Annotated in this window: 19 protein-coding genes; 10 read left to right on the plus strand and 9 right to left on the minus strand. The window is 64.6% G+C overall.

The genetic code is table 11. The annotated features are described in order from the left end of the window. The first annotated feature begins 204 nt into the window (after window positions 1–204). Window positions 205–1,140, plus strand: a complete 936-nt coding sequence (locus Q2M23_RS33365; RefSeq protein ID WP_316398327.1) for a RimK-like protein — start codon at window positions 205–207, stop codon at window positions 1,138–1,140. A 58-nt stretch (window positions 1,141–1,198) separates the two neighbouring features. Here the strand turns inward: Q2M23_RS33365 and Q2M23_RS33370 are convergent, their stop codons facing one another. Both Q2M23_RS33370 and Q2M23_RS33375 read right to left on the minus strand, forming a co-directional pair. Continuing rightward, window positions 1,199–1,399, minus strand: coding sequence for a hypothetical protein (locus Q2M23_RS33370; protein WP_057020127.1), 201 nt, complete (start codon window positions 1,397–1,399; stop codon window positions 1,199–1,201). A 20-nt stretch (window positions 1,400–1,419) separates the two neighbouring features. Continuing rightward, window positions 1,420–1,776: a response regulator gene (locus Q2M23_RS33375; protein ID WP_076832727.1), complete on the minus strand. Its 357-nt coding sequence runs from the start codon at window positions 1,774–1,776 to the stop codon at window positions 1,420–1,422. Window positions 1,777–1,991: 215 nt separating this feature from the next. On the opposite strand from Q2M23_RS33375, the gene Q2M23_RS33380 reads away from it, so the two are divergent. Both Q2M23_RS33380 and Q2M23_RS33385 read left to right on the plus strand, forming a co-directional pair. Further along, window positions 1,992–2,249 (plus strand): hypothetical protein, encoded by a 258-nt coding sequence (locus Q2M23_RS33380; protein WP_316398328.1) that lies wholly within the window; start codon window positions 1,992–1,994, stop codon window positions 2,247–2,249. Between the two features lie 336 nt (window positions 2,250–2,585). Continuing rightward, window positions 2,586–2,813 (plus strand): hypothetical protein, encoded by a 228-nt coding sequence (locus Q2M23_RS33385; protein WP_028337614.1) that lies wholly within the window; start codon window positions 2,586–2,588, stop codon window positions 2,811–2,813. A gap of 57 nt (window positions 2,814–2,870) precedes the next feature. Here the strand turns inward: Q2M23_RS33385 and Q2M23_RS33390 are convergent, their stop codons facing one another. Then, on the minus strand, window positions 2,871–3,827 hold the full coding sequence (locus Q2M23_RS33390) for an amino acid ABC transporter substrate-binding protein (protein WP_316398329.1): 957 nt from the start codon (window positions 3,825–3,827) through the stop codon (window positions 2,871–2,873). 12 nt (window positions 3,828–3,839) lie between these two features. Further along, window positions 3,840–5,129, minus strand: coding sequence for a dicarboxylate/amino acid:cation symporter (locus Q2M23_RS33395; protein WP_057020131.1), 1,290 nt, complete (start codon window positions 5,127–5,129; stop codon window positions 3,840–3,842). A 241-nt stretch (window positions 5,130–5,370) separates the two neighbouring features. Here Q2M23_RS33395 and Q2M23_RS33400 point away from each other — a divergent pair, with 241 nt between their 5' ends. Next, window positions 5,371–6,372, plus strand: a complete 1,002-nt coding sequence (locus tag Q2M23_RS33400; protein ID WP_316398330.1) for an NADP-dependent oxidoreductase — start codon at window positions 5,371–5,373, stop codon at window positions 6,370–6,372. 391 nt (window positions 6,373–6,763) lie between these two features. Here Q2M23_RS33400 and Q2M23_RS33405 read toward each other — a convergent pair whose 3' ends face one another. Together Q2M23_RS33405 and Q2M23_RS33410 are read right to left on the minus strand one after the other, a co-directional pair. Next, on the minus strand, window positions 6,764–9,931 hold the full coding sequence (locus tag Q2M23_RS33405) for an efflux RND transporter permease subunit (RefSeq protein ID WP_253588203.1): 3,168 nt from the start codon (window positions 9,929–9,931) through the stop codon (window positions 6,764–6,766). 12 nt (window positions 9,932–9,943) lie between these two features. Further along, the gene (locus Q2M23_RS33410; protein ID WP_316398331.1) at window positions 9,944–11,101 is read right to left on the minus strand and encodes an efflux RND transporter periplasmic adaptor subunit; all 1,158 of its coding nucleotides are present in this window, start codon (window positions 11,099–11,101) and stop codon (window positions 9,944–9,946) included. Window positions 11,102–11,350: 249 nt separating this feature from the next. Between Q2M23_RS33410 and Q2M23_RS33415 the strand changes: the two genes are divergently transcribed. The 5 genes from Q2M23_RS33415 to Q2M23_RS33435 all read left to right on the plus strand — a co-directional run bounded on the left by Q2M23_RS33415 (window position 11,351) and on the right by Q2M23_RS33435 (window position 15,571). Further along, window positions 11,351–12,136, plus strand: coding sequence for a cysteine rich repeat-containing protein (locus tag Q2M23_RS33415; RefSeq protein ID WP_316398332.1), 786 nt, complete (start codon window positions 11,351–11,353; stop codon window positions 12,134–12,136). A 39-nt stretch (window positions 12,137–12,175) separates the two neighbouring features. Further along, entirely contained in the window at window positions 12,176–12,397 is a 222-nt protein-coding gene (locus Q2M23_RS33420) for a cysteine rich repeat-containing protein (RefSeq protein WP_028336261.1), read from the plus strand. 108 nt (window positions 12,398–12,505) lie between these two features. After that, on the plus strand, window positions 12,506–12,718 hold the full coding sequence (locus Q2M23_RS33425) for a hypothetical protein (protein WP_316398333.1): 213 nt from the start codon (window positions 12,506–12,508) through the stop codon (window positions 12,716–12,718). Between the two features lie 115 nt (window positions 12,719–12,833). Further along, window positions 12,834–13,964 (plus strand): FAD-dependent monooxygenase, encoded by a 1,131-nt coding sequence (locus Q2M23_RS33430; protein ID WP_316398334.1) that lies wholly within the window; start codon window positions 12,834–12,836, stop codon window positions 13,962–13,964. Then, window positions 13,961–15,571, plus strand: coding sequence for a benzoate-CoA ligase family protein (locus Q2M23_RS33435; protein WP_410469803.1), 1,611 nt, complete (start codon window positions 13,961–13,963; stop codon window positions 15,569–15,571). The genes Q2M23_RS33430 and Q2M23_RS33435 overlap by 4 nt, the downstream gene beginning before the upstream one ends. A gap of 705 nt (window positions 15,572–16,276) precedes the next feature. On the opposite strand, the gene Q2M23_RS33440 is transcribed toward Q2M23_RS33435, so the two are convergent. The 3 genes from Q2M23_RS33440 to maiA are packed head-to-tail and all read right to left on the minus strand — an operon-like array spanning window position 16,277 to window position 18,595. After that, a complete protein-coding gene (locus tag Q2M23_RS33440; protein ID WP_316398335.1) occupies window positions 16,277–17,461 on the minus strand; it encodes a 3-hydroxybenzoate 6-monooxygenase in 1,185 nt (394 codons plus the stop codon). Next, window positions 17,461–17,973 carry a MarR family transcriptional regulator gene (locus Q2M23_RS33445; RefSeq protein ID WP_316398336.1) on the minus strand — a complete coding sequence of 171 codons (513 nt, stop codon included), beginning with the start codon at window positions 17,971–17,973 and terminating at the stop codon, window positions 17,461–17,463. Before Q2M23_RS33445 ends, Q2M23_RS33440 begins: the two co-directional genes overlap by 1 nt. Beyond that, window positions 17,963–18,595 carry a maleylacetoacetate isomerase gene (gene maiA / locus Q2M23_RS33450; protein WP_076832895.1) on the minus strand — a complete coding sequence of 211 codons (633 nt, stop codon included), beginning with the start codon at window positions 18,593–18,595 and terminating at the stop codon, window positions 17,963–17,965. Before maiA ends, Q2M23_RS33445 begins: the two co-directional genes overlap by 11 nt. A 158-nt stretch (window positions 18,596–18,753) precedes the next feature. Between maiA and gtdA the strand changes: the two genes are divergently transcribed. Then, window positions 18,754–19,794, plus strand: coding sequence for a gentisate 1,2-dioxygenase (gene gtdA, locus Q2M23_RS33455; protein WP_316398337.1), 1,041 nt, complete (start codon window positions 18,754–18,756; stop codon window positions 19,792–19,794). Window positions 19,795–19,860: the final 66 nt, after the last annotated feature.

The following is a 19,860-nucleotide window of genomic DNA, read 5'->3' on the forward strand; positions in this document are numbered from 1 at the left end:
CGCGTGTCCATTGCGCCAATGCAGGAGATAGTCAAGATCAACTGGCGTGCAATTGCGATCTCAGAATGGCAGTCGTTCGATTTCGCGCAGAGGTTCAACGACGTCATCGTTAACACGTGGCGCTGTACGTAATTTACTTGCTGAGATCGGCATCGATCTGGCAATTAATTGCTACAAAAACCGCGGTGAAGGGAAAATGATCTCGTGGTCCTGATCAGCCAGCGAATCTTCCTGGAAACCATCAAAAAATATTGTTTGGCGCACGCGATTGCCGTCGAGGTGCGGTCCGGCGGCTGGCTGGTCACCATGACCAAGGGCAACGCGCGGCGGCTCGCGATCGGCTACGACGTCGGGCTGAACAGCGCGGTCGCGCATCAGGTCGCCAACGACAAATCGGCCTGCGCGGACGTGCTGACATCGGCCGGCGTCCCCGTCATTCCGCATACGCTGTTTTTGGGCGCGAAGCTCAGCAAGCACATCCCGGGATCGGACTCGCTGGACGCGATGCAGCGTCTGCTCGAGCAGCATCCGCAGGGGCTCGTCATCAAACCCAATGAGGGGACCTCCGGCGAGCTGGTGTTCCGCGTGACGACGCGGGCGCAATTGGAGACCGCGGTCGCGCGCGTCCTTGCCGCACATCCAAGTCTCGTCATCTCGCCCTATGTCGAGATCGTGGACGAGGTGCGCGTCGTGCTGCTCGATGCGCGCGCGCTGATCGTCTACGGCAAGGCGCGCCCGTCGGTGACTGGCGACGGCATCCAGTCGCTGCGCGCGCTGGCGCAGGCGAGCGCGACGGCCGAGCAACTCAAGACCATCACCGAGGATTTCGATGCCGCCGCGCTCGACGCCGTTCCGCCCGCCGGCGAACGGCTTCTGCTGAACTGGCGGCACAACCTCGATGCCGGCGCGGAGCCCGTGCTGCTCGCCGATGACGCAATGCGCGAGGCCTGCGTCGCGCTCGCGATCAAGGCCGCGCAAGCCGTCGGCATCCGCTTCGCCTCGATCGACGTCGTGCGCACGGATGGCGCGTGGAAAATCCTCGAGGTGAACTCCGGGGTGAAGATGGAAGCGCTGGGGCGCCGGCATCCGGCGTTGGTCGAGGCGGCGTATTCGGCGGCGCTGGACGAAGTGTTCGCGTAGCGTTTCCCTGCCCGACGACCCGGGCTCGCCGGCGCCATCCTGCACTGTGAGCGCCCGATCAGTCTTGCGGGTGCTCCTTTTCATAGGCGGCGACGATCAATTCCGATTGCTCGACCTGTGCCATGAGACGGTCGATCTCGGCTTGCGTCTCCGGAAACACGTCAGCCCCCGCCGTATTTCCGGATTGCAATTCCGCGATCAGTTCCCGGTTCTTCGCAATCTGCTCCCGGTGCCAATCGATTTCGGGATCGTCTTGCATGGGCCACCCGTCGGCGAGATCTACGACGCCAGCTCTCGCAGCAGCATGGGTGGATAAACCGGCTTCTCGAAAAACTTGACGCCCTCAGGCAGCGCGCTGTCCGGGGGCCGGCCCGAGATGACCATAACGCGCACGCCCGGGTCGCAATCGACGGCCAAGCGTGCAAGCTCGACGCCATCCATTTTGCCCATGAGCTTGATATCGGTAACCACCAGCGACGGATGACGCATCTTGATGGCCAGCGCTGCCGTCTCGGCGTCCTCGCACTGGATGACGTCGAAATGGCCTTCTTCCAACAACAGCGCAATCATGTCGCGCTGGATCGTGTCGTCTTCGACCACAATTGCTATTTGACGAATTGGTCTCGCGTAAGCCATGGCGACCTCCGAACGATCAACCAGAGTTAATGATCGAGGACGCTGATGGTTCTGGTTCCCGCTTCATGAGGGACTGTTCCGGCAGACCTTTGCAGGTTCCGTGCGGAACAACTTTGCAGGTTTCAGCGTCATCGATGGGCGACAAGCCGGACGAGCCGAATGGTTCGGGCCTGAGCAAGGGAATTCTTGCGAGATAGTGCCAGGAGGCAGAGCTCATGAAGAACGTTGTGCAGTCGGATCAGGATCCTTGCGAACCCTACGGGACTAACGTGACGGCCGGCGCGACAGGCTATGCGTCCTCTCGACGATTGATCGAGGATCAGGCGCTTAAACGACCCGCGCTCGCCAAGCGGCCCAGGATGCAGCACGAGACGACCGATCCGCTCCGCGCTCGCCTGCCGCACGACGTCATTTCCGAAATGGAAGCAGAGCTGAAGCAACAGGTCGATCGAATCGTCGCCGAACGACATTAGCCGGTGAAGCGACGAGTTCGCAGACCGCAACAGCCGAATCTTGCCTGCCGATGATGCTCCAGAGATCGCGGCGCGTGGACACTCGAAGGAAGATCCCGCCGGATCGACGGAGCTTTGATGGGAGCGATTCTTGGGCGCGCGGTTTTCCAGGTCATGGTTGTTCTGGCGGCGGTCGGCATCGTTGCCCTCGCATGCATGGCGGTTCGCGGCGGCTGACGCGGGGGCGGCGGTACGGCCGGCACCGAAGTTCTGACCGTCATTTTGATCGATTCAGCGCCTTGCTCATCCTGCGCAAGGGAGTACGCTTCCGTGCATTGATTGATCCGGAAACAGATTATGCGCAAACTTCTTTTGAGCTTCGTCGCACTCGCGGCGTTCGCCGCCGCCTTCAATCCTCCGGCCGCCAACGCGGTGTTTTGGCGCGGCGTCACGGCGCCGACGAATATCGACATCCACGGCTACCCGATCATCAAGGAGCCGCCTCCGAGCACATGCCAGTTGATCCATGTGAACGGATACTGGGTCCGGCAGTGCCTGGATTTGTCGCGGCGCTATTGGCGGTGAACGGCGCGCACCGGGCTTTCCGACCTCTCCCGCAAGGGGAGAGGCCTAAATTCGCGGCTAGTTCGACCCGCCCGGCGAATCGTCGAGCGCCTTGAAGGCCTCTTCGAGCTGCGGTGACAGCGCGACGTTGAGCTTCTCGCCGGTCGGCAGCCGGGCGACGAACCATTTGTTGTAGAGCGGGACGATGTCGCGGTTCGAGGCCAGCCTGCGGAACGCGCGCTCGACCACGTCCTTCATCTGCGGCTCGCCCTTGCGGTACATGATGCCGTAGGGATCGTAGGACAGGTAGTCGCCGGTGACGCGGAATTTGTCCTGCGACTTGTGCCGCGCGATCAGGCCGTGGAGCAGGATGTCGTCGGTCGCGAACGCATCCGCCTTGCCGTCCACCAGCATCTGGTAGGACTGCTCGTGGTCGGGGGCGGTGACGATGTTGAGGCCGAGCTTTTGCTTGGCGTCGACATTGTGCATCGCCTGCTCGTTGGTGGTGCCCTTGGTCACCACCACCGTCTTGCCCTTCAGGTCGGCGACCTGGGTGACGCCGGAGGCCTTCGGCACCATCAGCTTGGTGCCGGCCACGAACATCAGCGGCGAGAATGCGACCTGCTTGCCGCGCTCGGCATTCGCCGTGGTCGATCCGCATTCGAGGTCGATCTTCTTGTCGACGACCGCCGGAATGCGGTCGTCGGAGGTAACCTTGACGTAGTCGACCTTGAGATTGGCGTCGTCGACCTCGGTTCCGATCTCCTCGACGATCGCATCGCACAGCTCGAGGCTGTAGCCGATCGGCCGGTTGGAGTGATCGAGGAACGAGAACGGCGGCGAGCTTTCGCGATAGCCGATCCGCACCGTGTGCGTGGCCTTGATGTTGGCGAGCGTGGGGCTGAGCCCCTCGCCCGCCGGCTGTGCGGACGCCGGTGCGGCGAGCAGGCTTGCCGCCAGCAGACAAGCTGACAGCAGGCATGTCGACAGGAGAGGCGCCTCAGCCCGTATCGGCCTCCAGCGGGCGCGATGCATGCATCCCTCCCGTCAATGGCCGGCCATCACGGCGCCGGGCACCGCATCCTGCGGCACCGCGTCGTCTGGCCCGAGCTCGTGCTCGGGCTTCAACTCACCCTCCCACTTCGCGACCACGGCGGTCGCCAGCGAGTTGCCGATCACGTTGGTGGCGCTGCGGCCCATGTCGAGGAAGGTGTCGATGCCCATGATCATCAGCAGGCCCGCCTCGGGGATGTTGAACTGCGCCAGCGTCGAGGCGATCACCACCAGCGACGCGCGCGGCACGCCGGCGACGCCCTTGGAGGTGATCATCAGCGTCGCCAGCATCGCGAGCTGCGTGCCGAGCGACATCTCGATATGGTAGGTCTGCGCGATGAAGATGCTCGCGAAGGTGCAGTACATCATCGTGCCGTCGAGGTTGAAGGAATAGCCGAGCGGCAGCACGAAGGCCGAGATGCGCGAGGAGGCGCCGAACCTGTTCAGCCCCTCCAGCGTCTTCGGATAGGCCGCCTCCGACGAGGCGGTCGAGAACGCGATCATCAGCGGCTCGCGGATCAGCCGCAAAAGATGGCTGTAGCGCGGCCCGATCACGATGAACCCGACGACGACCAGGATGCCCCACAGGATCAGGAGCGAGAGATAGAATCCGCCCATGAAGACGATGAGCTTCCAAAGCACGCCGAGGCCGTTCTTCGAGACGGTCGCCATGATCGCGGCCCACACCGCGAGCGGCGCGAACAGCATCACATAGCCGGTGACCTTGAGCATGATGTGCGCGAGGTCGTCGATCAGGCTCATGATCGGCTTGGCCCGTTCAGGCATCGCACCGAGCGCGACCGCGAAGAACACCGCGAACACGACGATCTGCAGAATCTCGTTCTGCGCCATTGCGTCCGCGATCGAGGTCGGGATCAGATGGGTGAGGAATTTTTCGATCGAGAACGCCGACACCGGCAGCCCGGTCGACTGCGCCTTGTCGGGCAGCGTGCCGGGGAAGTTGGCGCCGGGCTGCAGCAGGTTGACCATCACGAGGCCGAGCAGCAGCGAGACGAAGGAGGCGGAGACGAACCAGCCCATGGTCTTGGCAAAGATGCGGCCGAGCTTGGCGCCGCTTCCCATATGGGCGATGCCGCCGACGAGGGTCGCGAAAACCAGCGGCGCGATGATCATCTTGATCAGACGCAGGAACAGCATCGCGATCAGGTTGACGTCTGCTGCGATCTCGGCACGGCTGTCAGGAAAGTAGTTGAAGACAATCGTCCCCATCGCGATGCCAAGGACCATCGCAATCAGGATATACTGCGTAAACCTGCTGGACATTCTTTTACCCCCGTAAGTTCCCGGCGGAGGGCAAGTGTGGCAGATTTACGCAGCTACGCAACACGCTTCGCGTCCAGCGCGACTTTGCCGAAACGTTCCCGTTGTGGAATGCCAGCGCGCGGACTAGCGTTCATGCAGCGCACAATCTGTGCAAGGCGCTGCGCGCCTCGCAGTCAATTGCATGCGAAACGACCAACGCCAAGGGAAGGCAAAGCGAAGGCAAAAGGGGGAGACACCACCAATGAACGACACCGTCAATCGCCAGATCCTGCTTGTCGAAAAGCCGACCGGCAAGCTTGGCCCCGAGCATTTTCGTCTGACCACGGGGACGATCCCCACGCCGAAGGACGGCGAGGCGCTGGTGCGGACGCGCTACATCTCGCTCGATGCCGCCAACCGCGCCTGGATGCACGGCGCCACGTACCGCGCTGCGGTGGAAGCCAACACCGTGATGGCCGGCGGCAGCATCGCCGAGGTGATCTCGTCGAAGGATTCTAGCCTGAAGCCCGGCGACATCGTGTTCGGCGACACCGGCTGGCAGGATTATGCCGCCGTGCCCGCCAAGCACCTGGCAAAGATGCCGAAGCTCGAGCCGATGACGCATCTGCTCAGCGTCTACGGCGTTGCCGGCCTGACCGCCTATTTCGGCCTGCTCCACGTCGGCAAGCCCAGGGAAGGCGAGACCGTGGTGGTGTCGGCGGCCGCGGGCTCGGTCGGCTCGATCGTCGGCCAGATCGCCAGGATCAAGGGCTGCCGCGTCGTCGGCATCGCCGGCGGCAAGGACAAGTGCCATTGGCTGACCAGCGAGCTCGGCTTCGACGCCGCGGTCGACTACAAGGACGGCGCGACCTACAAGGCGCTGCGCGCGGCGGCGCCCAAGGGCATCGACGTCTATTTCGACAATGTCGGCGGCGACATTCTGGAAGCCTGCCTGGCGCAGATGAACAATCGCGGCCGCATCGCCTGCTGCGGCGCGATCTCGCAATATGACGGCGTCCTCTCCGCGCACGGCCCGCGCGGCGTGCCCGGCCTGATCGTGGTGAAGCGGCTGATCATGCAGGGCTTCATCGTGATGGACTACATGGACCAGCGCGACGCCGCACTCGCCGACCTGCAGTCCTGGGTCGCCTCGGGCAAGCTCAAGGTGCAGGAGGACGTGATCGACGGCCTCGAGAACACGCCGCAGGCGCTGATCGGGCTCTTGGCCGGCGAAAATCGCGGCAAGCGCATGGTGAAGGTGTAGGCGGGGAACATCTCCGAACCCGTCATCCCCGCGCAAATGCTTCGCCTTTGTCGCTGGAGGAGCGCGTAGCGCGTCTCGAAGGATGCACGGCCCGGCTGGTGGCCGTCGCCCCTTCGAGACGGCCGCTTCGCGGCCTCCTCAGGGTGACGGGGATGCAGCGCAATCTCTCCCCTCGTCGTCCCGGCGAAAGCCGGGACCCATAACCACAGGGTTGAGTCGTTAGAAAGCTGTGGCCCCAGCGTCGTGCAACAATGACCTTCGGTGGCTATGGGGTCCCGGCTCCCGTGCGCAATTGCGCACTAGGCCGGGACGACATCGAGTATGTTGCGTCATCGAGAGTCATCCATTCACGGCCTCTCAAGGGCACGGTGATAGGTTTGAATGCGCAGACCTAATGCGCCGTGCCCGACGCCCGTGGAGCGGCTTGCGGCGCCGTCTTGCCTTTCTTCGCCTTGCGCCAGTTCTCAAAACTCTGCACCACGACGAAGAACGCCGGCACGAACAGCACGGCGAGGCAGGTCGAGGCGATCATGCCGGAGAACACGGTGATGCCGATCGACTTGCGGGCGTTTGCGCCGGCGCCGGTCGCGATCACCAGCGGCAGCACGCCGAGGATGAAGGCGAACGACGTCATCAGGATCGGCCGGAATCTCGCGCGTGCCGCGTCGATCGCCGCATCCAGCACCGACCGTCCGTCGCGCAGATGACGTTCCAGCGCGACCTCGACGATCAGGATCGCGTTCTTGGCCGACAGCGCGATCAGCAAGATGGTGCCGATCTGGGTGTAGAGGTTGTTCTCGATATTCAGGCTCAGCAGCACCAGCGTCGGGCCGAGCAGCGACAGCGGCACGGCCAGGATCACCGAGATCGGCGCGTACCAGCTCTCATATTGCCCGGCGAGCACGAGATAGACCAGCAGCAGCGCCAGCGCGAACACGTAGTAGATCTGACTGCCGACCTCCTTCTCCTGGTACGACATCGCCGTCCACTCGAAGCCCGACCCGGGCGGCAGCGTCTTGGCCGCGATCTCCTCCATCAGCGCCATCGACTGGCCGGACGAGTAACCCTGCGCCGGCAGCCCGATGATGGAGGCGGACGGATAGAGGTTGTAGAGGCTGATCAGCGACGGTCCGATCGAGGGCGTGATCTTGGCGACCGTGCCGAGCGGGATCATGTCGCCGTTGCTGTTGCGCACCATCATGTTCTCGATGTCGCGCAGGCTCAGGCGGTACTGTGCCTCGGCCTGGGTATAGACCTGGAAGGTGCGGCCGAACTTGGTGAACTGGTTGACGTAGCTGGCGCCGAGATAGGACGACAGCGCCGCGAAGATCTGGTCGGGGGTGACATGCAGGGTCTGCGTCTTGATGCGATCGACGTCGACGTCGAACTGCGGCACCATCGAGCGGAACGACGACTGGACCCGCTGCAGCGCGCTCTGGGTCTGTGCATTGGCCACGATCGCCCCGGTGACCGCCTGCAGCTTGCCGTAGTCGGCATTGCCGTCGCGCAGCTCGACCTGCATGGCAAAGCCGGCGGCGTTGCCGATGCCCTGGATCGGCGGCGGCGGGATCACCAGGATGCGCGCCTCCGGGATCACCGCGAGCTTGTCGTTGAGCCCGTAGACCAGCGAGCGCAGATCCTCGCCCGGCCCGCGCGCGCCCCAGTCCTTCAGGATCAGATAGGCGACGCCGGCATTGGCGAGGCTCGAGGAATTGTCGAGCGCCGAGATGCCGGCGATCGAGACCACCTGGTCGACGCCGGGCGTCTTGCCGGCGATCCTGGTGACCTCGTCGAGCACGTGCTGGGTGCGGTCGAGGGCCGCGCCGTCGGGCAATTGCACCGCGGCGAGCAGATAGCCTTGGTCCTCGATCGGAATGAATCCGGTCGGCACCCGCGACAGGCCGTAGCCGGCAAGCCCGATGATGACAAGCGCAACGGCGACCGAGGTCTTGGCATGCCCGGCGATGCCGCTGACCAGCCGAGTGTAGCCGCGCTCGAGCCGGTCATAGACCGCGTTGAAGCCGCGATAGAAGAAATTGCGCTGCTCGGGCGGCGCGGGGGGACGCAGCCATAGCGCGCATTGTGTCGGCTTCAGCGTCGCGGCGTTGACGGCGCTGAGCAGCGCGGTGGCGGCGATCACCAGCGCGAATTGCGCGTACATCCGCCCGGTCAGCCCGGGCAGGAACGCCGCCGGCAGGAACACCGAGATCAAGACCAGCGTGATGCCGACGATCGGCGCGAACAATTCGTCCATCGCCTTGATCGCGGCGTCGTGGCCCGACATGCCGCGCTCGATATTGTGCGCCGCGCCCTCGACCACGACGATGGCGTCGTCGACCACGATGCCGATCGCCAGCACGATCGCAAACAGCGTCGACAGGTTGATGGTGAAGCCGAGCGCCGCCATGGCCGCGAACGCGCCGATGATCGTGACCGGCACGGTGGTTGCCGGCACCAGCATCGCCCGCCAGTCCTGCAGGAAGACCAGGATCACGACCAGCACCAGCAGGCCGGCCTCGAACAGGGTCTTGTAGACCTCCTCGATCGAGGCGTTGACGAATTTGGTGGTGTCGAACGGCGTGTCGTATTTGATGTCCTGCGGGAACTGCCTGGCGAGCTCCGCCATCTTCTTCTCGACGGCCTTCTCGACCTGCAAGGCATTGGCGCCCGGCGACTGGAACACGCCGATGCCGGTCGCGGGCTTCTGGTTCAGCGAGAAGATCTGGCTGTAGGTCTGCGCGCCGAGCTCGACCCAGCCGACGTCGCGGACCCTGGTGACGTCGCCGACATTGCCTGTCTTGACAATGATGTCCTCGAACTGGCTCTTGTCGTCGAGCCGGCCGTTGACGTTCAGCGTGTACTGGAACGCCTGGCCCGCCGGCGTCGGCGGCGCGCCGACCTGGCCGGCGGTGACCTGCTGGCTCTGCTGCTGGATCGCCTGGATGACGTCCTGCGGCACCAGCCCGCGCACCTGCAGCTTGTTCGGATCGAGCCAGACCCGCATCGAATATTGCCCGGCGCCGAACACCGTGACGTTGCCGACGCCCGGAAGGCGCGACAGCTCGTCCCGGATGTTGATGGTGGCGTAGTTCGACAGGAACAGGCTGTCATAGGTCTTGTTCGGCGAGGTCAGCGTCACGAACAGCAGGATCGAGGTCGACCGCTTCTGGACCGTGACGCCCTGGTTCTGCACCGAGGTCGGCAGCTGCGACAACGCGCTGGAGACACGGTTCTGCACCAGCACCTGCGCGAAATTGAGATCGGTGCCGATCTTGAAGGTCACCGTCAGCGTATAGGTGCCGTCGGCGCCGCTGTAGGACTGCATGTACAGCATGTCCTCGACGCCGTTGACCTGCTGCTCGATCGGCAGCGCCACGGTATCGACCACCGTCTTGGCCGAGGCGCCGGGATAGCGCGTCGTCACCTGCACCGTCGGCGGCACCACGTCGGGATATTGCGCGACCGCGAGATTGTACAGCGCCACGCCGCCGATCAGGATCATCAGGATCGCGATGACGTTGGAAAGGACCGGGCGCTCGATGAAGAATTTCGAGATCATGGCGCGTGCGTCCTATTTGGCGGCTGTCGGCGCCGCGTCGGCCTTCTGCACCTGCGGATCGACCTTCTGCCCGGGGATCGCGCGCAGCAATCCGGCAGTCACGATGCGGTCATCCGGCTTCAGGCCGCTCTCGATGACGCGCAGCCCCTCATCGAGCGGGCCGGTCGTCACCTTGCGCTGCTCGACCACATTCTCGGCATTGACGACCAGCACGTAGCGGCCGGCCTGGTCGCTGCCGATCGCGACGTCGGGCACCAGCAGCGCGTTGTCCTGCTTGTCGAACGGCACGCGAACGCGGACATAGAAGCCGGGCAGCAAAGTGCGGTCCGGATTTGCGAACACGCCGCGGACCGCGAGCGTGCCGGTCGACTGGTTGAGGGTCGGCGAGATGTAATCAAGCTTGCCCTTGTGCGGATAGCCGGTCTCGGTCTGCAGGCCGACCTCGACCGGCAACTGCCTGAGCTCGTTGACCGACAGACCACGACGGCGCGCTTCATCCCGCACGCGCTGCACGTCCTGTTCGTTGACGTTGAAATTCACATAGATCGGATCGAGCTGCACGATGGTGGCAAGCTGCGTCGGCGACGTCACGCCGACCAACTCGCCGATCGAGACCAGGTGATTGCTGACGATGCCGTCGAACGGCGCTGCCACGTTGGTGTAGCCGTAGTTGACCGCCGCGATCCTGGTGTTGACCTGGGCCTGCTGCAGGCTGGCCTGGGCGTTGTCCCGGGTGGAGGTCGAGGTATCAAGGGTCGCCTGCGAGACCGCCTGCCGCTGCACCAGATCGGTCTGCCGCTTGAAGTCGAGCTCGGCCTGCTTCAGCGTCGCCTGCGCGCCGACCTCTGCGGCCTGCGCCTGTTCCAGCTTCAGCTTGTAGGTCTCCGGCTCGATCGTGAACAGCGTGGTCCCCGCCTTCACGAAGGAGCCGTCCTGATAGTTGATCGCCTGCAGGAAGCCCTGCACGCGCGCGACCAGATCGACGGTCTGGATCGGCGCGGTGTTTCCGGTGGCGTCCAGATAACGCGTGACGGCGCGCTGCACCGGAGGCGCAACCTCGACCTTGGGCGGCGGCGGCGCAACAAAACTGTTTTGCTCGCAGGCACTTAAACTGACGAAGGCCGATACGACGAACGCGATGCGCGCAAGCGGTGCATTTCGCAGCCGCACAAAACTGCTCCGACCGAAATGTGCCGACGCGCGCGCATGCCTCATGTCCGAGCCTCGATTCAAATGACTAAATTTAAAGATCTCGTGACGGGCAAAAAATCCGCCTGCTTCATCCATAGCAACAATCCGCTTGCAGCGGAACTCGAAAGCGAAAATGATGCCGCTCGCCGAGGTTGCTACAACAAGACTTTTTCAGAACTCAGTTCAGTTGAGCCGGAGACATCCGGCGCGACCAGAGGATTAATTCAGATGATCAATGCGTTGACACGAGCAACGAAGCTGTCCGCATGTCTTGCGCTTGCAGCGTTCATGAGCACCGCACCGGCCTTGTCGCAGGCGCCGACCCAGGCGCAGCGCGACGCCATCAAGTCGCAATGCCGCAACGACTACATCGCCCATTGCTCAAGCGTACCGCCGGGCGGCGAAGCCTCGCTGCAATGTCTGCAGAAGAACATGGTAAGCCTCGGACCGGGCTGCGCCAGCGCGGTGAAGGCCGTCGAAGCTCCGGCTGCCGCACCGAAGGCAGACTCCGCGCCCGCGGCGGCCAAGACCGAGGCTGCGCCCGCGGCAACGGCCAAGCCCGCCACCGAAGCCGCCGCGCCGAAGGTGGCCGGGACGCCGTCCAACACGCAGATCTCCGCGATCCGCAGCGCATGCCGCTCCGATTATCCCAAGGTTTGCGCGGGCGTGCCGACCGGCGGCGCGGCGGCGCTGCAGTGTCTCGAAAAGAACAAGGGCAAGCTTTCGCCGGCCTGCGAGAAGGCCGTGGCCGCCGCTGGTGGCGGCGCCGCCGCGCCGGCCGCCGGCGCTGCAGCGACGACAGCACCAGCCGCGGCGCCGGCCGTGATCGCGTTGCGGCCGCTGCGACCGCGCGAAGAGCTGTTCGTGCTGCGCTCGGCCTGCGGCGCCGACGTCCGCTCGATCTGTGGCGGCGTCCAGCCGGGCGGCGGGCGGATCGTGCAGTGCCTCGCGGCCAATGCCGGCTCGCTGTCGCCGGCGTGCCGCGACGTGCTGGCGCCGTTCGCGGCGCGGTAATCGTGTTGTCACGCTAGAGACCGGAGAAGGGAGCAAACAATGCTGCGTATCGTCCTGACCGCCGCGCTGCTTTGCGGCGCAACCGCCGTCTACGCGCAGGAACTGACCACCGCGCAACGCGACGCCTGCATGGGCGACTACGAGAAGTTCTGCAAAAGCGTGACGCCCGGCGGCGGCCGCATCATCGCCTGTCTCGCCAAGCAGAGCGACAAGCTGGCGCCCGCCTGCAAGAAGGTGCTGGCGGAAGCGGAAAAGAAATAGCCGCGCCGGCGGTGAGACGACAGGTGCCCGGCGATTTGCGGGCACGGAGCCGTAGCACCTTGTTGCCACCTGCAGGCCAAGCATACCTCACCCGGGAGAAGGAATTTCATGCGTTCAATATTGCTGATCGCCGCAGCCCCGCTGTCCTTTGCCGCGACGATGACCTTTGAGTCCTCCGATGCCAACGCGGTCGTTTGCGCGCGCGGCGTCTATCGCGCCGGCTGCGCCGGCCCCAACGGCGCGGTCGTCGCCCGCAAACCCGTCGCCGCCGGCTGCCGCTGGGTATGGGTCGACGGGGTCAAGGCCCGCCGCTGCTACTGAACCCTTCGGCCCCACGCGGCTAGTCGCTGCACGCATTTTCCCTCTGGCGTTCCCGCCGGAGGGCGATTAGTCTGGACCCAAATTGTAAGTACACTGTCAATCTGGGAGGCAGACGTTGCGGATCGCCGTGATCGGCGGAGGGCCCGGCGGGCTCTATTTCGCCTATCTCTGGAAGAAGCGTCATCCCGACGCCGAGATCGACCTGTTCGAGCAGAACGCGGCCGGCGCCACCTGGGGCTTCGGCGTGGTGTTCTCCGAACAGGCGCTGGACTTCCTGCGCGCCGATGACCCCGAGACGGTCGACGCCATCGCCCCGCTTATGGAGAGCTGGAAGAACATCACCCTCAATCTGCGCGGCGAGAGCGTCGAGATCGACGGCGTCGGGTTCTCCTCGATCGGCCGGCTGGCGCTGCTGACGATCCTGCAGGAGCGCGTCCGCAGCACGGGCGTCACGCCGCGCTTCGACACCGTGGTGCAATCGGTCGACGAGCTCAGGGGTTACGACCTGATCGTTGCCGCCGACGGGCTGAACTCGATGGTCCGCCGCGACTTCGAGGCCGCGTTCGGCGCATCGGTCTCGCATTCCACCAACAAGTTCGCCTGGTACGGCACCACGAAGACCTTCGCGACGCTGTCGCAGACCTTTGTGGCCACCGAACGGGGCAGCTTCAACGCCCATCACTATCGCTATGCGAAGGACATGAGCACCTTCCTGGTCGAATGCGACGCGGCGACCTGGGCGGCCTACGGCTTCGCCGACAAGAGCATCGAGCAATCGCAGGCGATCTGCGAAGACGTATTCGCCGCGACGCTGGACGGCCACCGGCTGATCTCGAACAAGTCGGTGTGGCGCAATTTCCCGTGGATCTGGAACGAGCGCTGGTCGCACGGCAACATGGTGCTGATCGGCGATGCGCTGCATTCGGCGCATTTCTCGATCGGCTCCGGGACGCGGCTTGCGATCGAGGATGCGATTGCGCTGACCAAGGCGCTGGAGAGCGAGAGCGACATTGGCGCCGCGCTTGCCCGCTACGAGAGCGAGCGCAAGCCGATCGTGAAGAAGCTCGTCACCGCGGCGCGGACCAGCGCCGACTGGTATGAGCATTTTCCCGCGCACATGACGCTCGACCTGATGGATTTCGCCTACAGCTACATCACCCGCTCCGGCCGGATCGACGAAGCGCGGCTGCGCGCGATGTCGCCCGCCTTCATGGCCCGCTACGCAGCCGCAAAGGGACAATCATGACCGGGATCGCCGACCACGTTCCGCTGGACAATCCCGGTGCGCGCGAGATCGGCTTTACGATCCCCGAGCGCTACAATGCGAGCCGCATCCTGTTCGACAATCTCGCCAACGGAAACGCCGAGCGACTTGCGCTGACCGGCCCTGCCGGCACGCGAACTTATCGCGAGCTCTGCACTGAGGCCGCACGCTGGGGCCACGCCTTCCGATCGCTCGGGCTGCAGCGCGGCGACCGAGTCCTGCTGTTCCTCGACGACACCCCGGCCTATCCGGCGGCGTTTTTCGGCGCGGTGCGCGCGGGCTTCGTGCCGCTCCTGATCAACACGCTGACTACACCGGATCTGTTGCAATTCTATCTGTCCGATGCAGGCGCGCAGGTCGCCGTCGCCGATGCGGAATTCTGTGCGCGCTTCAACGCGAAAGCCTGCAAGGACACGCCGCTGCGTACGCTGGTGGTGGTCAACGGCGCCGCCGGTGATCACGCGGTTGCCGAAACGCGCGAGGCCGGCGACTGGCTGCAAGGATTTCCGACCGAGCTCGACGCGGCCGACACCCACCGCAACGAGATGGCGTTCTGGATGTATTCGTCGGGCTCGACCGGCCGGCCCAAGGGCATCGTGCATCTGCAGCACGACATGGCCTATAGCGAGCGCGCCTTTGCCCGCAATGTGCTGAAGCTTTCGCCAGGCGACATCTGCTTCTCGGTGCCGAAGACCTTCTTCGCCTACGGTTTCGGCAACTCGATCACGTTTCCATTTTCCGTCGGCGCCGCGACGCTGCTGCTGCCGGGCCAGCCGAAACCGGCCGCGATCTTCGCGGCGATCGGGCAATATCGCCCGACCGTGTTCTTCGGCCTGCCGACGCTCTACATCTCCCTGACCAAGGCTGAAGGTGCCGACACCGCCGATTTCTCCTCGCTGCGGATGGCGGTCTCGGCCGCCGAAGTGCTGTCAGCCGACGTCTTCAACGGCTGGAAGCGGCTCACCGGGCTCGAGATCATCGAAGGCCTCGGCTCGACCGAAGTGCTGCACGTCTATCTCAGCAACCGCGCGGAACAAAAGAAGCTCGGCGCCGCCGGCCTGCGCGTGCCCGGCTACGAGATCATGCTGCGCGACAGCGATGGCCGCGAGGTCGGCGACAATGAGGAAGGCATCCTGTGGGTGCGCGGCGATTCCGCGACCCCGCTGTACTGGAACCGGCCGGACAAGACCGCCGAGACCGTGCGCGAGGACGGCTGGATCTACACCGGCGACCGCTTCATGCGCGACAGCGACGGCTTCCACTTCTTCCGCGGCCGCGCCGACGATCTGATCAAGATCTCCGGCCAGTGGGTCTATCCGCTGGAGGTCGAGCTCTGCCTCGCCGATCACCCCGACGTCCGCGAATGCGCCGTCTACGCCGCCGAATTGCCGGACCGGCGCATGACGCTGCGCGCCGTGGTTGTCATGAACAAGGCCGGCTTCGACACAGCCGAAGCGACGCGGCGGCTGCAGGACTACGTCAAGACAAGGCTGTTGCCGTACAAATATCCGCGCGAGGTCAAATTCATCGACGAGCTGCCGAAGACCGGCACCGGCAAGATCGACCGGCAGGCAGTGATGCGGATGTAGGGCGTTGGTTGATGGACGCGGCCACCGCAAATTCAATGTCGTCCGGCGAAAGCCGGGACCCATAACCACAAATGCTTGTGGCGCGAGGACTGGAGCCCCAGCCTGCCACAACAACGGCCATCGGTGGTTATGGGTCCCGGATCGCGCTTCGCTGTGCTCGCTTGCCCGGGACGACGAGCATTAGCTGCCCGCCATCCAGCCACACATTCGATGTCGTCCCGGCGAAGGCCGGGACCCAACCACAAATATTTGCGGCGCGACGGCTGGAGCCCCGGCTCGCCATAACAACGGCCTTCGGTGGCTATGGGTCCCGGATCGCGCTTCGCTTGTCCGGGACGACGAGTAGTTAGCTAGCCGCCCAGGCCCGTCCCGCCCTACAGCCACACATTCAACGTCGTTCCGGCGAAGGCCGGGACCCATAACCACAAATATTTGCGGCGCAAAGGCTGGGGCCCCAGCCTGCCATCACAACAGCCTTCGGTGGTTATGGGTCCCGGATCGCGCTCGCTACGCTCGCTTGTCCGGGACGACGAGCATTAGCTGCCCCGCCATCCCGCCACACATTCGATGTCGTCCCGGCGAAGGGCGGGACCCATAACCACAAATGCTTGTGGCGCGAAGGCTGGGGCCCAAGCCTGCCATCACAACAGCCTTCGGTGGTTATGGGTTCCGAATCGCGCTTCGCTTGTCCGGGACGACGAGTAATTAGCTGCCCAGCCCCGTCCCGCCATACAGCCAGGCGATGTCATCGCACCACTCGACCTGCGACTTCGCGCTCATGATCGCGTTGCGGATGCGGGCGTGCTCGCCTGCGGGATGGTAGACGTGTTCGCCGATCGCGCGTGACATCAGTTGCACGCGCGCGGTGCGCGGGAAGCGTTGCGCGCTGTAGGCCTCCAGCGCCGCTGTCTGGTCATCGTGACTGGCCAGCATGTGCGACAGGCAGACCGCGTCCTCCATCGCCTGGCAGGCGCCCTGCGCGAAATATTGCAGCATCGGATGCGCGGCGTCGCCGAGCAGCACCACGCGGCCGTCGATCCACTGCTCGTTCGGATCGCGGTCGCACAACACCCAGAGCTTCCAGTTGGTGCCGTGGCGGATGATGTTCTGCGCCCGCTCATGGACGTGGGTAAAACCCTTCATCACCTCGGCCTCGGACACCGGCTTGCCTGCAACCGGCTCCGGCGCATTGTTGTGATAGGTGACGACGAGGTTGAACACCTTCCAGCCCGACAGCGGATAATGCACGATGTGGCATTTCGGGCCGGCCCACAGCGTCGCCGCATTCCAGCGCAAATCCTCCGGCATCTGCTCGGTCGGGATCACCGAGCGATAGGTGGTGTGGCCGGAGACGCGCGGCGGGCCGTCCGCCGTCACCTGCTTGCGGATGTTCGACCACAAGCCATCGGCGCCGATCAGAAGCCGGCCGGTGATCCGCTCGCCATCGGCGAGCTTTGCCGTCACCGACGAACCATCCTGCTCGTAGCCTGCCACCTCGCTGGACACGCGCAGTTCAATCAGCTCGTGATTCTGGCACGCGCGCAGGAATACGCCATGCAGATCGCCGCGATGTACCACGGCATAGGGATTGCCAAACCGCGCGCGAAAGGCGTCGCCGAGATCGATATGGGTGATCTCGTCGGCGGTCAGCGCATCCATCAGCCGGAGCTGATCGATATAGACGGCCATGTTGCGCGCGGCCTCGCCGACACCGAGATAGTCGAAGGCGTGGAACGCGTTCGGGCCGAGTTGGATGCCGGCGCCGATCTCGCCGAGCGCGGCGGCCTTCTCCAGCAGGATCGAGCGGATGCCTTTTTGCGCGAGGCCCAGCGCCACGGCAAGGCCGCCAATGCCGCCACCCGCGATCAGGACAGGTCTCGTCTCCGCCATCAGCCCGACCTCCCGAGATGTTCGAGCGCGTCCTCGGCGCGCAGCGGCACCCGCGACGCCTCGTTGTTGAGGTCGACGAGCTGGGTCAACAGCGCCAGCAGCGTCTTGCGGTCGGCCGGCTTCAGCGGCTGCAGCATCCGCGCCTGCGCCTTGTCGACCGAGGGCATGATGTCGCTCAACACAGCCGCGCCGGCCTTGGTAAGATAGAGCAGCTTGACGCGCTTGTCCTCGGGCGCCGGCTTGCGCAAGATGAACTCCTTGGCCTGCAGCCGTTCGATCACGTTGCCGAGCGTGGAACGGTCGAACGCGATCACCGCCGAGAGCCTCGTGGCGTCGATACCGGGATGGGTCGAGATCGTGACCAGCGCGGCGTATTGCACCGGCGTCAGGTCGAACGCCCTGCACTCCTCGATGAACAGCGCGACCGCGATCTGCTGCATCCGCCGGAACAGGTAGCCGGGCGCGGTATAGACCGCGTCCATGGTGACAGGCGCTGGTTTGTTATTCGGCATCGGGCTGCTTGTCCGGAGCGGCGTCGGCAAACGCCTTGATTTGCTTTGCCGCGGCCTCGGCCTTGAGCAGGCGCGGATAGGCCGAAACGTCGACGCCGAAGCGCCGCGCATTGGCGAGCTGCGGCACCAGGCAGAGATCGGCCAGTGTCGGCGCATCGCCAAAGCAGAACGGGCCGGACTCCGCCGCGATCAGGGTCTCGCAGGCCGACAGTCCCTCGCGATTGGCCCAGGCCGCCCATTCCGTCACCTGCTCCTCGGGCAGGCCGAGCTGACGCAGCCGCGCCAGCACCTTCAAATTCTGCACCGGATGCGTATCGCAGGCGATCGCCTGCGCAAACGCCCGCACCTTGGCGCGCCGCAGAGGATCTTTCGGCAAGAGCGGCGGGTTGGGATTGGTCTCGTCGAGCCATTCGATGATCGCGAGCGACTGGGTGAGGATCGCGCCGGCGTCGCTCTCCAGGGTCGGTACCAGCCCCTGCGGATTGATCGCGAGATAGGCCGGCGCGCACTGCTCGCCCTTGCGCAGATGATGCGGCAGATGCTCTGAGGTGAGCCCCTTCAGGTTGAGGGCGATCCGGACCCGGTAGGACGCGCTGCTCCGGAAATAGCCATGCAGCTTCATCGGAACCTCCCTTGCATTATTCTGGTTTGACGCGTTTTCTTTGCGCGAACCGGTATCCACTTCGCTCGAAAACGCCATGGCTTGCTTCATTGACGCTAGCCATATTGTCAGTATACTGTCAATTAAATTGCACCGACAAGAATGATGGGAGGCTTGCCATGGAAGCCGTGCAGAAGACCCCGGAGCGCGAGGCATTCTACAAGAAGATCGACGGCCAGAACCTCTCGGCGCTGTGGAACGTGATGAACGATCTGATCACGCCGGAGCCGAAAAGCGCCTGCCGTCCTCACTTGTGGAGGTTCGACCAGATCCGCGACTACATGAACGAGGCCGGCAAGCTGATCACGGCCAAGGAAGCCGAGCGCCGCGTGCTGGTGCTGGAAAATCCCGGCCTGCGCGGCCAGTCCAAGATCACGACCTCGCTGTTCGCCGGCGTGCAGATGGTGGTGCCGGGCGACATCGCCCCCGCCCATCGCCATGCCCAATCGGCGCTGCGCTTCGTGCTCGAGGGCAAGGGCGCGTTCACCGCCGTCGACGGCGAGCGCACCGCGATGTCGCCGGGCGACTTCGTCATCACGCCGTCGATGACCTGGCACGATCATTCCAACGAAACCAATGAGCCGATGTTCTGGCTCGACGGGCTCGACATCCCGATGGTGCAGTTCTTCGACTGCTCGTTTGCCGAAGGCGCCAAGGAAGATCAGCAGTCGATCTCCAAGCCGGCCGGCGCCAGCTTCGCGCGCTACGGCCACAATCTGCTGCCGATCGACCAGAAGCGAACCTCGAAGACCTCGCCGATCTTCAACTATCCCTATGAATACACCCGCGAGGCGCTCGAGAAGGCCAAGGCCAGCGACGAGTGGGATGCCTGCCACGGCCTGAAGCTGAAGTTCTCCAACCCCGAGACCGGCGATTTTGCGATGCCGACCATCGGCACCTTCATCCAGCTGCTGCCGAAGGGTTTCAAGACCGCGCGCTATCGCGCAACCGATGCGACCGTGTTCGCCGCGATCGAGGGCAAGGGCCGCACAAGTATCGGCGACCAGACCTTCGAATGGGGACCGCGCGACCTGTTCGTGGTGCCGAGCTGGCACTGGGTCACCCACGAGGCCGATGCCGACTCCGTGCTGTTCTCGTTCTCCGACCGCCCGGTGCAGCAGAAGCTCGACCTGTTCCGCGAGGACAGGGGCAACGCATAACGATCGTCTGCGCAAGGCACGCAGCGCCCACCTCACGTCGTCCCGGCGAAAGCCGGGACCCATAAC

The sequence above is a fragment of the Bradyrhizobium sp. 33ap4 genome (assembly GCF_032654765.1).
GTDB classification, from domain to species: Bacteria; Pseudomonadota; Alphaproteobacteria; order Rhizobiales; family Xanthobacteraceae; genus Bradyrhizobium; species Bradyrhizobium australafricanum.